The following is a 13,275-nucleotide window of genomic DNA, read 5'->3' on the forward strand; positions in this document are numbered from 1 at the left end:
ATTTATCTCCTTTTCTTATCCTAAAGCATTATCTAAAATCATCATTACAAGAAATCCAAATATAAGAGAAAAGGTTGCAGCTCTTTCATTATTGTGAGCATGTGTTTCAGGAATAATTTCATCGCTAATAACATAAAGCATAGCTCCTGCAGCCAATGCCAAAAAGAACGGTAAAGCTGGTTTCATTAAAACAATAAATGTTGCTCCAATTATTCCACCTATTGGTTCTACAAAGCCAGAAAAAGCTGAATACCAGAATGCCTGTTTCTTAGTATAGCCTGCTTTTATAAACGAAACAGCTGTTGCTGTTCCTTCGGGAATATTCTGAATTCCAATGGCTGTTGCAACTACAATACCATTTTTTATCATCTCTGTGGTTCCACCACCAAAACTCACACCAACAGCCATTCCTTCCGGAAAATTATGTAATGTAATAGCAATTACAAATAACCATACCTTTTTTACCACAGCAAGATTTGGACCTTCATGACCTTTTAAAAAGTGTTCATGTGGAGCATATGTATCCATTAATTCAAGAATTATTGCACCTATAATAATTCCAATTACTGTTATTGTAATACCTCCAAACTCTATAGCCGGAACAATCAAGGAAAACATAGTAGCTGCAAGCATAACACCAGCAGCAAACCCCAAAGCCATGTCCAGCTGCTTTTCTGTTAGCGTTTTTTTCATAAAAAATATTGGCAATGCTCCCAGAGAAGTTGCCGCTCCCGCAATTAAACTTGCAATTGTACCATAACTCCAGACTTGAAATCCTGTTAATTCCATTTTCTCACCTCTCTTTTCATTTTTATTATATACTAAAATATTATTTTTATCAACAGAAATATTATGATATAATATATTGAACATATTAGCGATTTTTATGTCTAAATTATCTGGAAAAAATAACGGAGGTGGTTTATAGATGTTCTATCCATTTTGGCTTGATCCTACTTTTATAATTTTATTGCCAGGACTAATTTTATCTATTATAGCTCAAATGGCTGTTCAAAGTACTTTTTCAAAATATTCGAGAGTAATATCTTCAACAGGAGAAACTGGCGCTGAATTTGCAACGAGAATGTTAAACAACCTTGGATTATATGATGTTCGTGTTGAAGCTGTTTCTGGATTTTTAACCGATCATTATGATCCAAGAAACAAGGTTCTAAGATTATCTTCTGCAACATATTCAAGTCGTTCTGTTGCAGCATTGGGAGTTGTAGCCCACGAAGTTGGTCACGCAATACAACATCAGGAAAATTATTTACCTTTAGTATTAAGAAATTATTCTGTTCCATTTGCCTCTATTGGTTCTAACTTATCATGGATTATATTTATAATTGGATTTTTATTTTCAAGTCCTGCATTAGTTCAAACTGGTATAAGTTTATTTTCATTTGCTGTATTGTTTACAATAATTACATTACCTGTAGAGTTCAATGCAAGTGCAAGAGCAATAAAGATTTTACCTATGATGGGAATGCCAACATCTGAAGTTGTTCACGTAAAAAAGGTTCTTGGTGCAGCAGCTATGACATATGTTGCTTCAGCAGCAATGGCAATTTTGCAATTATTAAGAATGCTAATGCTCGCAGGTTTAATGGGAGATAGAGATTAAAATAAAATTAGAATAAAAATACCGCCATTTAAAAATGGCGGTATTTTTTATGATATAATTATTATATATTATTAATCGAGGTGATAGCATGGGAATGCTTGACGTAGTTGGACCTGTAATGGTTGGCCCTTCCAGCTCACATACACTTGGTGCATTAAAAATAGCAAGATTTGCTCACAAATTATTTGGTGAAAAACCAGATAAGGTTATTTTTTATCTTCACGGGTCATTTGCCCAGACATATTTAGGACATGGTACAGACAGAGCTTTAATCGCAGGAATTTTAGGATTAAGAGAATATGATTACAGAATCAAAGATGCTTATAATCTCGCTAAAAAAGAAAATCTTAATTATTCTTTCGTAAAAACAGACCTTGGAGATGTTCATCCAAATACCGTTTTAATAAGAATGGAAAAAGAAGGAAAGGTAAATGAAGTCCAGGGTGCCTCAATTGGTGGTGGTGCAATTTTAATCACAAAAATTAATGGCGTTGAATGTGAATTAACAGGAGATTATAATACATTAATCATTGTAAATAAAGATAAAAAAGGAGCTCTTGAAAATATTTTGGGCGTGCTGGAAGTAAATATAGCTAATTTATACTTAAAACGAACAAATATTATAGAAGGAAAGGCTTTAACCATTCTGGAATTAGATGAAATTCCTTCAAACCTTGAAAAACTAAATAATCTCGATTGTGTTTTAAGATACTTTTATATTGGAAGTGATAAGGAATGACATTTAAACAAATACTTGAAATGTGGAAAGAAACAAATATCCCTTTTGATGAAATTGTTCTCACAGAAGAAATGGTTGAAACTGGAATTGATCCTGTTGATTTAAAAAATAACATGAGAAAAATAGTTCAGGTGATGATTACAGAAGCAGAAAAGAATTATGGTAAAAAACACGAAAGTTTAACGGGATTAACAGGTGAAAATGCTCCAAAACTGTTAAATCACACGCCAAAGATGCTAAGCGAATTTAATTATGTCGCAACTATTACGGCAATTTCCACAGCAGAAAATAATGCAGCAATGGGAAGAATTGTAGCCTGTCCAACAGCTGGTGCATGTGGTGTAGTTCCCGCCTCATTATATGCATTAAAAAAGGTTTATAATGCCACAGAGGATGAACTGTTATCCTCTTTTATAGTTGCCGGAGCTATTGGCAGTATCATCGCTAAAAAAGCCACTATTTCCGGTGCTGCCGGTGGCTGTCAGGCCGAAATTGGAACCGCTGCAGCTATGGCATCAGCAGCTTTGACTTATTACTTTTCAAAAGATGCAGAAAAGTGCGGCAATGCAGCAGCATTAGCTCTAAAATCATTAATGGGACTTGTTTGTGATCCAGTAGGTGGATTTGTTGAAGTGCCATGTGTAAAAAGAAATGGCTCTGCTACAAATGTCGCTATTGTTGCTGCAGAAATGGCATTAGCAGGTATTGAAAGCGTTATTCCATTTGATGAAGTTGTCGATGCAATGTATAAGGTAGGAAAGATGATGCATGAAGATTTAAGAGAAACAGGAAATGGCGGAATTGCCGCAACACCAACTGCACAAAAATTAGTTCTTGAAATAAAGAAAAATTGGAAATAGTTATTTAAACCAATGAATACATCTATGTAATTTTTAAGTTACTTAGATGTATTCTTTTTTTTACCTGAAATCATTGACAAATCTAAAAAATAAATGTATAATAAAAATGTAATCATTACAAAATTAAAAAACTAACACGGAGGTGTTTAAAATGGCAAATATACCATTAATAGGAGAAAAGTTTCCAGAATTAGAAGTTGTTACAACACACGGAGTAATGAAATTACCTGAAGCATTTAAAGGCAAATGGTTTGTATTATTCAGTCACCCTGCAGATTTCACACCAGTATGTACAACAGAATTTGTAGGTTTTCAAAAAAGATATGATGAATTCAAAAAATTAAACACAGAATTAATAGGATTAAGTATTGACCAGGTATTCTCACACATTAGCTGGATTAACTGGATTAAAGAAAAATTAGGTGTTGAAATTAAATATCCTGTTATTGCAGACGACAGAGGAATTGTAGCTGAACAGTTAGGATTAATTCATGCTGTAGGTAGTCACACAGTAAGAGCTGTTTTCATTGTTGATCCTAACGGAATTGTAAGAGCAATTATTTATTATCCACCAGAATTAGGAAGAAATCTTGACGAAATTATTAGAGCAGTTAAAGCTTTACAAATTTCAGATAAATCAAAAGCAGCAATGCCAGCAAATTGGCCAGAAAATGAATTAATAGGCGATAAAGTTATTATTCCACCAGCAGCTGATGTAAAAACAGCTGAAGAAAGATTGAAGAATTACGAAGGATACGATTGGTGGTTTGTTTATAAGAAACTTGAAGATTAATCAAATAGCGTTTTACAGTAATTCATCCCCTAAATAGAATGAAACATTGGGCTTCCTGTAACAGGAAGCCTTTTTTTGTGTTATAATTAAATAAAGAAAAATTACGAGGTGGATATAATGAAAACACTTGAAAGATCCTTTATAAAACTTGTAACCATATACTATTTAATACCTTTTTTATTAATAGCTTTGTATTTATCAATTAATACATATAACAAAGATATATCCTTCAAAACAACAGTGATAGAAACAAAGATAAACAATTTAAAAGGTGTAATAGAACTTGTTTTAGAAAGCAAGATGACCATCATTGACAATCTTGCCGAAAATATAAAAGAAGGAGCTTCTGATATAAAAACCATTTTAAATGGAACGTATATAATTAATTCACCAGATTTACGATTAATATATTTTGTAGATAACAAAGGTAATCTCACAGTGGCTCCACAGATTAAAATACCAGAAAATTTTGATTTTAAAAAAACAAAATGGTATCAGACAGCTTTAAAAGAAGGTTTTTCTCTCACAACCTCCTTTGAAGATCCTGAAAAAACAAAAATGGTTGTAACTCTCTCAAAAGCTATTTATGATGATAATAACAATTTTTTAGGCATTATATCTCTTGATATGACTTCTGAAAAAATGAAGAAAATTCTTCAAAAATTTGATCTATACAAAGATGAAAATCTTTATATTATAAATACAACTGGAGATGTAATATTTAATAACGTTGATAAAAAACTTAAATTCGATATAGATTTTAAAACACTTCCAGATGATACAAAAATAATAAATTCAAATGGAAAAAAAATGTACTATACAAATATTAAAAACAGACTTTTTGTAATATATGTATTTGATAACGTTGCAATCATTAAAAATGCTTTAATAAAATCTGTTGCGTATTTTATAGTTTTCCTTTCTTTTGTACTAATTGGTTCTTATTTTATCCAGAAGCATTTAAAGAAAAATATTGTTATACCTTTAGAATCACTTTCAAATACAATGCAGGGATTTGTTAAAGATATTAATAAGAAAAAATTTGGTGGTTTTAGACTACCAAAAACAGATATACAGGAAATTAATGATATAATCGTTTCTTTTAGAACACTTTCCAGCACAATTATAGCAACAACTACAAATATGAATCTATTAAATGACCAACTTAAACGAATTTATAAGGTTACACAGGATGTAAATAGATTCTTCTTTAAATTTATCGATATAATTATTTCACTGGATAAGAAAGATTTAACAATTGAAGAGTTCTTTGAATCAACTCTGGAAATATTAATATCTCAAATAAAAGAAGCAAAATATGGAAGCATCTCTATTTTACAGGGAAATAAATGGAAATATATTGCTGCAGTTGGGCATGATATTGAAAAATTAAATGAATTAAATCTCGAAAATTCTATTGATTTGCATTTTGAGGAAAAAGTAAATATTATAAGATATAATGAAATGTTTGAATATAACAAAAAAATATTAAACGAAGAAGAATTTAAAAAATTAAAAGAAGCTACCAAACCATTTAAAGAAGCTATGACATATATAGGCAATCTTGAATGTTGTAAATTAATGATTTCCGTAGAAATCCCTGAAGAAGAAAAGATCAGATTTTCAGCAGAAAGCAGAGAAATATTTACAGCATTTATTGTATTATCAAAAATATTTATAGAGCAAAAATTTGAAATTGAAAAAATCGAAAAAATTTACTTTAAATTTGCTCAAAAACTTGCTTCTATCGCAGAAGGGCATGACGACGTTACCGGAAAACATATATTTAGAGTTGGTAAAATTTCCGCATTTATTGCTAAAAAAATGGGCTTTGACGATAAAACCGTTGAATTATTTGAAAAGTATGCTCCTTTACACGATATTGGTAAAATATACGTTCCACATGAAATATTAAATAAAGAAGGAAAATTAACTGACGAAGAATTTGAAGAAATGAAAAAACACACCATTTATGCCAAAAAACTTTTAGATGATGATAAACAATTTAAATTTGCACTTAATATAGCTCTTTATCATCATGAAAATTGCGACGGAAGCGGATATCCATATGGATTAAAATGTGAGGAGATTCCTATAGAAGCCGCAATAGTAAAGGTTGTAGATGTATATGATGCCCTTCGTGCCAAAAGACCATATAAACGTGCATTTTCACATAAAGAAGTTATGAAGATAATTACTCAAGGTGATAATAGAACCAATCCAACTGACTTTCATAAAGAAGTATTAAAAGTATTTATCGAAAATGAAAAGGAAATAGAAAAATTATGGGATGAAATAAATAACAGCGGAGGTGAAGAGGTTTGAGCATTAATATTGAAGCAGTTGATATTAAATTTCCAGAAGATTGTAATGTTATTGTTGGGCAATCTCATTTTATAAAAACCGTTGAAGATATTTATGAAAAAATAGTAACAACAAACCCGGGAATGAAATTTGGTATTGCTTTTAATGAAGCAAGCGGTCCAAGATTAATTAGATTTGACGGCAACGATGAAGAATTAATCAATGTTGCCATTGAAAACGCTAAAAAGGTTGGCGCTGGACACTTTTTCATTATAGTATTAAGAGATGGATATCCTATAAACATACTTCCTGGATTAAAACAGGTTCAGGAAATAGTAAATATCTTTGCAGCAACAGCTAACCCTTTACAGGTATTAGTTGCTGAAACAAATTCAGGAAGAGGAGTAATAGGTGTTGTAGATGGTCAGCCTCCTCTGGGAGTTGAAGGAGAAGAAGACAAGAAAAAAAGATGGGAATTCTTAAGAAATATAACAAAATATAAAAGGTGAGGCCTTAAGGCTTCACCTTTTATATTTAATCTGGTCGGGGCGACCGGAGTCGAACCGGCGACCTTCAAATCCCGAATTTGACACGCTACCATCTGCGCTACGCCCCGAACTATAATAAAATTTTAGCATATAAATTATATCATAAAAAGCAAAAAATGTGATATAATTATTAAGAGAAAGTGAATTTAAAAAGATAAATATGAATGGAGGAAAAGTCATGAAAAGATTGTTGGTTTTCACATGGATTGAAACATGGGAAAAGCTTTTTGGAGAAGATACTGTAAAAAAAATTCTCGAAAGAAATAATGTTAATATCAATGAAAAAGGATCCCCGCTTGAAGATTTTGATGAAAACTTACTGGAAAAAATCATCAGGGAAATTGCAGACTCTGCCGGCATTAGTCGATTTGAAATGATGAAAAGAACCGGAAAGGCCAATATACAAACATTCTCAAAATGGTATCCTTTATTCTTTAAAAAACCAAATGCTTTATCTTTTTTAGCAGCCATGGACACAGTTCATTTATTACTTACACGAAGGCTTAAAGGTCTTGTCCCACCAAGAATTATATTTGAACCAATAAAAGAAAATAGTGCATATCTTACATATAAATCCAGAAGAAACTTTCAACCATATTTTCTTGGTTTAATCGATGGCGTCTCAGAATATTTCAACGAACGAGTTGAAGTTGAAAAAATCGAAGAAAAACAGGAAGATGGTATGAATGTTTTAAAGGTGAAAATCACAGGTGAAAAACCTTATGTTCGAATTGAAAAAATGTCTATTTTTAACACTATCTCTTTAGGATTAATAAAAACATTTGAAAATTTATTTGTAATACTAATACCATTATTTGCATTTATTGTTTCTTATCTTTCTTTTAAGTTTATAAGCAACGATATTATAGCCGGTATTGTAACAGCAGTTATTTTAGGAGCACTTTCCTATATAGGGGTCTTTGATTATAAAAAAGGAAGAAAGATTATAAAAGACATATTTGAAAATTACAAAAAAAGGAATTTCGATTATCCTGTTGTTGTAAAAGGTGCAAAAGAAATATCAGAAATTACCGATGAATTTTATGAATTAACCGATGAACTCAGAAAAATTTTACTTGGTGTTACCGGTGATGTGCAGGAAATCGAAGGCTCTGTAGATAACGTTACTAACTCAGCACAAAATCTAAAAGATTTAATAGATACCATGCGTGACCTTGCACAACAGGTAGCAGATACATCCGTCCAAATTAGTTCTGATACAGAATATGTTTCAGAAGCTATTAATTCAAACGTTGACACATTATCAGAAATAGTTGTAAAAGAAAGCGATATGGTTGGTTCATTAAATGAAGCAGTAAATTCTATTATGGACTCAGCTAAAAACGTTGAAGAATCTTCCATAGGTATTTTTGAAATGAGCAAAAGATTTAAAGAGCTTGTTGATTTAGGCGATACACTTCAAAATGAAGCAGAACAAATCAAAGAAATTGCAGCAACAGTTATGAATATTGCAGAACAAACAAACTTACTGGCGTTAAACGCTGCTATAGAGGCTGCAAGGGCAGGAGAAGCTGGAAAAGGCTTTGCAGTTGTTGCAGATGAAATTAGAAAACTTGCAGAAGAATCTAAAAAATCCGCAAATAATATATCCGAATTCCTCGGTTCAGTTTCAAATGGTATTAACGATTTAACGACAAAACTCACAAGTGAGTTTGAAGAAATGAAATCACAATCAGAACAGTTAAAGAAAAATTCTGATGAAAATAAAGCAGCAAGTGAAGAGATATCTCAAATTGCCGAAGAAATTTCCGTTCTCATTACACGTTTAAAACAGGAAGAAGAAAAACTGGAAAATACCACTCAAAATATAGAAAGTTTATTGGCTATTTCAGAAGAAAGTGCAGCCACAGCACAGGAAATCAGCGCATCTATACAAAACTTCTTATTTAATACCAAAGAGATACTTGAAGAAGTTGATAAAATCGGCGGTTACATAAAGATACTTTATGACAACTTTGAAGGTATTAATATATAGGAATTAAGGGGGAAATTATATGGAATACAACAAAAATTTAATTTATCAATTAGCAATTTATTTAGGAACACCATCATTCTATAATCTTCTTGGCGATTTATTAAAGGATGAATCAAAAAGCGAAAAGGTTGTTATTGTAAGAGCAGAAAGAGACAAATGGATAATTCTTGACGCAAAAGGTTTTGCACCAGAAAAGCTAGCATATGATTCATTAGAAGAACTATTGATAAAATTAGAAGATGTAAACATGCATAAATTCCCATTTAACACATATGTACTATTTGACGGACAATTTGAAGATAAGGCTATATTAAGAATTCTTATGATGCTATTTGAAAAAGAAGCTGAACTATACGAAAAGTATAGACTTGAAACAATTATTGATAGATTATCCTATCAGCTGGCAGGTCTTGAAAATCTAATTAAATACCTTTCAAAACAAATAAAGGAAGAGGATTTTGTTGAAGCTATACTTGGAAGTCTTTCTGAAATGTTCTTCTCTACAGTTGCTGTATATAGTCCAGAAAAACAATTAATAAAAAAAGTTGGAAAATTAACTGTTCCTGATGAATTAGAACTCTTTGAAGGTATGAATCTCGAAAAAGGTGACGGATACTATACCTTTAATTTCACCGAAGAACAAAAACTATATTATGATGTATTCAACATAAAATGCCTTTTACCATATTTAAAACATGGAGAATTAAAATATATTTATGTAATTTCAAGAGACACACCTTTTGAAAAGGAAGAAACAGAAATTCTTGAAACAATAAAAAGAATTACACAGTTTTTCTTTGAAGAAAATGCTATATAACATAAAAAGAGGATTCCTGAATTGGAATCCTCTTTTTATTTATGACACTGCGTTTTCATATTTTTTTTCAAATATTTTGCTTATCTTTTTTGCAACGTTGGTAATATCCCCTGCACCCAGGAATAAAAATACACCGTTTTCAATATCAAGTATCCTATCAATCATTTCATTTTCAGAATCTACAAATTCAGAGTCAGTTATTAACTTCGCCATTTTCCTTTCATCTACACCATCAATAGGATCTTCAAAAGCTGAATAAATCCTATATACAAAAACTTTATCCGCATTTTCAAGAACCTGACTGAATTTCTTATAATTCCTGAATAATCTTGTATATCTATGGGGCTGAAAAATAGCTATTATTGGAAAATCTGGAAAATACTCCTTTGCCGCTTTTATAGTATATTCAACCTCTTCTGGTGTATGTGCATAATCATCAACTACAAATATATGGCTATTTTTAAATAATACATTAAACCTTCTATTTACTGAATTAAATGTTTCAAGCGCCTTTTGAATCTTTTCAAATGAAATTCCATGTTCTAAGGCATATGCAACTGCAGCTATTGCATCATATGCATAATGTATTCCTGGAAGATTTATTTTTATCATTCCAACATATTTATTTTTATAATTAACCTCAAATGTTTGATAATACCCATGTGGTTGTCTATTAAAGAAATAATAATCAGATTTATCGTCCGAACCAAAAGATACCACTAAATTATCATTAAAAACATTCAAAATGGAATCATCGCCATTTAATAATACAAAGTCCTTTGCATGTGAAGCGTGGGTATATATAGAATCAATAAGATTTTCAAATGAATTATTATAATGTTCAAGATGATCAGGTCTGAGATTGGTAATTATAGAAACATCTGTAATGGTATTTCTTATAAAACCATCGCTTTCGTCAACTTCACTGATAATAGGACCTGTTCCCATTCTAAAATTTCCATCTTCAAGATTATCATGTATTCCACCAAGAAATACCGTAGGATTACATCCAGATTCCTTTAAAATATGGGAAATCATCGCAGTAGTTGTTGTCTTTCCATCAGTTCCAGTAATACCAATACTATAATTGGTTTTTAATATATAATTCAAATATTCCATTCTATTTAGAATAGTTATATTATTTTTTTGCGCATATAAAATTTCAGGGTTATCAGATTTTATAGCGGTACTTTTTATTACTAAATCTGCATCTTTTACATTTTCTTCAGAATGTCCTATAGAAATATCTATATCTTTATTCTTTAAATATTGTGTCCTTTCGCTATTTGCATTATTGGAACCAGCTACATCATAACCCTTATATTTTGTATAAAGAGCTAATGAACTCATCCCTATACCGCCAATTCCAGAAAAGAAGTATTTCATTTCAGGTTCCTCCTATTGAATTTCATTCAAAATTTTTTTAGCTATAATTGAACCGGGGTTTTCCTTATTTATTGTATAATCATTTCTTTTTTTAAATAAACGTATTATATTTTTTATTTTATCAAGTTCAACCTCATCCTCTTTAAAAACATGGATATCATTTTTGAGATTTTCAAGGTTTTTCGCATTTAAATATTGCTGATTCTCTGCAGACTGCCCCCAGGGTATAATTATAGCAGATAATTCAAAAAAATCAATCTCTGATAATGAAGTTGCTCCTCCTCTACATATGACAAAATCACTTATAGCTAAGTATTCATGCAATTTATCTACATATTCAAAAATTCTCACATTTGAAAATTTTTCTTTAATATTTTTTGAAACATGTAGGAAATTTATATCCTTTATTTCATTATAAACCTTAATCATCATATTGTCAATAAATTCAGACCCCAAACTTCCACCAAAAACAACTCCAAACTTTTCTTCCGGATTAAAACCCAGGTTTTCCAAAAGTCTTTTTCTATCAACATTTTCTGGAATTCGAATAGGATTTCCGCTATATATACTTTTCTCAGGGTATTTATTCCCTATAGTCTTTTCATAAGATAAAAATATCTTTGACGCATACTTACTTAAAACTTTATTAGCAATCCCCATTATACTATTCTGTTCAAGTAAAAAAATGGGAATATTCAAATCTTTAGCTGCCATCCCAACTGGAACTGTAACATACCCTCCAGTTAAAACAACAAAATGTGGTCTTATTCTCTTCAAATATCTTTTAACTTTAAGATAATTAATAAAAGTATTGCTTAATACATAAATATTTTTTAAGGAATATAAAGGCCTTTTTAACCCATAAACCTTTAAAGGTATCATATTAGCCTCTGGCAAATCTTCTGGAACTTTATAATAATCAAGTCTATTATATATAGTAAAATATGTTAAATCTAAATCAACAATCTTTTTGAATTCATTTATTAAAGATAATGCCGGATAATAATGACCACCAGTACCGCCACCAGAGAAGACAACTCTATACTTCATCTATTTTTTCCACCTTTTCAAGATTAGTTTGTGTTTCATTCTGTTTTTCAGGATTATTTCTAATAATTTCATAAAAAACCATTCCCATAATATATCCAATGGAAACAATAGTAATCAACAATGAAGAATTACCATAGCTCATAAGCGGCAAGGTTATTCCAGTAGTTGGCAACAAACCAACTGAAACACCAACATTTACAAAACTCTGAATAAATATCCAGAATGCAAAAACAACCATAAAACTCTTTGCAGCCTGATTCTTTATATGATATGACATTAAAATCAATTCCCTTGAAATTAAGAAATAAAGGGTTATTATCATAATAATTCCAAATTTTCCCCACTCTTCGCCAATAACAGCAATAATAAAATCACTATAAGAATATGGCACGGTATATTTTTCCTCTCCAATAAATGTTCCTGAACCAAAAAAACCACCATTGCTAATTGCATCAAGAGATTGTTGTAACTGATAATTTTCCTCTTTATTCTTAAACTTTTCTATACGCTCCTGCTGATATCCATGTAAAATATCAGTATTTAAAAAAATCAAAACCCCTATAACCAAAAGCAAAAATATAGTTAAATAAAAATGTATATTTCTAACTCCATTTATATAAATAGTTAATAAAGCAAGAAAGAATATCAATAATGACGTACTTAAATCAGGTTCAAGAAAAATTAAACCCACAGTTAATATGGTTATAGCCATTGGAATAACAATTCCATATAAAAATGTATTCTTCTTCTCTTTTATCTTATAAAAATACCATGAAAGATATAAAGGCAAATATAATTTCATAAATTCTGACGGTTGAAGCTGAAAACCTGCAATAGTTATCCATCTTCGAGTTCCATTAATTGGAGTTTGAGTTAATGCAAGAACCAGTAATGCAACAAAAAACAAAAACAACGCATTCATTAGATGTTTTCCTCTGGTAACAAAACTGGAAAACAGAAATGCAAATATTCCTAACACAGCAGAAATACCTATTGTCATAACATGTTTTTGAAACATTCTATCTATCTGTGCAGATGAAAAAGTGTATTCCATTGCATTTAAAGAACTATATACAAAAAACGTTCCCAATATTAATGCCATTCCAATATATAATATAAACAACAAAGCCCTGCTTTTTAATACATTTATTTTCACAT

Annotated in this window: 12 protein-coding genes and 1 tRNA gene; 8 read left to right on the forward strand and 5 right to left on the reverse strand. The window is 30.6% G+C overall.

Annotated elements, in window-relative coordinates; genetic code table 11:
* Nucleotides 1-15: 15 nt before the first annotated feature.
* A complete protein-coding gene (locus LN42_RS05985) occupies nucleotides 16-789 on the reverse strand; it encodes a ZIP family metal transporter (protein ID WP_014296608.1) in 774 nt (257 codons plus the stop codon).
* 139 nt (nucleotides 790-928) lie between these two features.
* Here LN42_RS05985 and LN42_RS05990 point away from each other — a divergent pair, with 139 nt between their 5' ends.
* The 6 genes from LN42_RS05990 to LN42_RS06020 all read left to right on the forward strand — a co-directional run bounded on the left by LN42_RS05990 (nucleotide 929) and on the right by LN42_RS06020 (nucleotide 6,829).
* On the forward strand, nucleotides 929-1,624 hold the full coding sequence (locus tag LN42_RS05990; protein ID WP_075780513.1) for a zinc metallopeptidase: 696 nt from the start codon (nucleotides 929-931) through the stop codon (nucleotides 1,622-1,624).
* 88 nt (nucleotides 1,625-1,712) lie between these two features.
* Nucleotides 1,713-2,363 (forward strand): L-serine ammonia-lyase, iron-sulfur-dependent subunit beta, encoded by a 651-nt coding sequence (sdaAB, locus tag LN42_RS05995; protein ID WP_014296610.1) that lies wholly within the window; start codon nucleotides 1,713-1,715, stop codon nucleotides 2,361-2,363.
* Nucleotides 2,360-3,223, forward strand: a complete 864-nt coding sequence (sdaAA, locus tag LN42_RS06000) for an L-serine ammonia-lyase, iron-sulfur-dependent, subunit alpha (protein ID WP_014296611.1) — start codon at nucleotides 2,360-2,362, stop codon at nucleotides 3,221-3,223. The genes sdaAB and sdaAA overlap by 4 nt, the downstream gene beginning before the upstream one ends.
* 151 nt (nucleotides 3,224-3,374) lie before the next feature.
* Entirely contained in the window at nucleotides 3,375-4,016 is a 642-nt protein-coding gene (locus LN42_RS06005) for a peroxiredoxin (RefSeq protein ID WP_014296612.1), read from the forward strand.
* 117 nt (nucleotides 4,017-4,133) lie between these two features.
* Nucleotides 4,134-6,341 carry an HD domain-containing phosphohydrolase gene (locus LN42_RS10865; protein ID WP_083635663.1) on the forward strand — a complete coding sequence of 736 codons (2,208 nt, stop codon included), beginning with the start codon at nucleotides 4,134-4,136 and terminating at the stop codon, nucleotides 6,339-6,341.
* On the forward strand, nucleotides 6,338-6,829 hold the full coding sequence (locus tag LN42_RS06020; RefSeq protein WP_014296614.1) for an adenosine-specific kinase: 492 nt from the start codon (nucleotides 6,338-6,340) through the stop codon (nucleotides 6,827-6,829). Before LN42_RS10865 ends, LN42_RS06020 begins: the two co-directional genes overlap by 4 nt.
* A gap of 31 nt (nucleotides 6,830-6,860) precedes the next feature.
* On the opposite strand, the gene LN42_RS06025 is transcribed toward LN42_RS06020, so the two are convergent.
* A tRNA-Pro gene (locus tag LN42_RS06025) sits at nucleotides 6,861-6,936 on the reverse strand.
* Nucleotides 6,937-7,046: 110 nt separating this feature from the next.
* Here LN42_RS06025 and LN42_RS06030 point away from each other — a divergent pair.
* Nucleotides 7,047-8,864, forward strand: a complete 1,818-nt coding sequence (locus tag LN42_RS06030; RefSeq protein ID WP_014296615.1) for a heme NO-binding domain-containing protein — start codon at nucleotides 7,047-7,049, stop codon at nucleotides 8,862-8,864.
* Between the two features lie 19 nt (nucleotides 8,865-8,883).
* Complete coding sequence (locus LN42_RS06035) at nucleotides 8,884-9,681, forward strand: hypothetical protein (RefSeq protein ID WP_014296616.1); 798 nt, start codon at nucleotides 8,884-8,886, stop codon at nucleotides 9,679-9,681.
* A 39-nt stretch (nucleotides 9,682-9,720) separates the two neighbouring features.
* On the opposite strand, the gene murC is transcribed toward LN42_RS06035, so the two are convergent.
* From murC to LN42_RS06050, 3 genes are read right to left on the reverse strand one after another with little or no spacing between them, the layout of a single operon-like run.
* Complete coding sequence (murC, locus tag LN42_RS06040) at nucleotides 9,721-11,067, reverse strand: UDP-N-acetylmuramate--L-alanine ligase (protein WP_014296617.1); 1,347 nt, start codon at nucleotides 11,065-11,067, stop codon at nucleotides 9,721-9,723.
* Nucleotides 11,068-11,079: 12 nt separating this feature from the next.
* A complete protein-coding gene (locus LN42_RS06045) occupies nucleotides 11,080-12,117 on the reverse strand; it encodes a glycosyltransferase (RefSeq protein WP_014296618.1) in 1,038 nt (345 codons plus the stop codon).
* Nucleotides 12,107-13,273 carry an FtsW/RodA/SpoVE family cell cycle protein gene (locus LN42_RS06050; RefSeq protein ID WP_014296619.1) on the reverse strand — a complete coding sequence of 389 codons (1,167 nt, stop codon included), beginning with the start codon at nucleotides 13,271-13,273 and terminating at the stop codon, nucleotides 12,107-12,109. The genes LN42_RS06045 and LN42_RS06050 overlap by 11 nt, the downstream gene beginning before the upstream one ends.
* Nucleotides 13,274-13,275: the final 2 nt, after the last annotated feature.

It is taken from the genome of Marinitoga sp. 1137 (assembly GCF_001941525.1).
Taxonomy (GTDB): Bacteria; Thermotogota; Thermotogae; order Petrotogales; family Petrotogaceae; genus Marinitoga; species Marinitoga piezophila.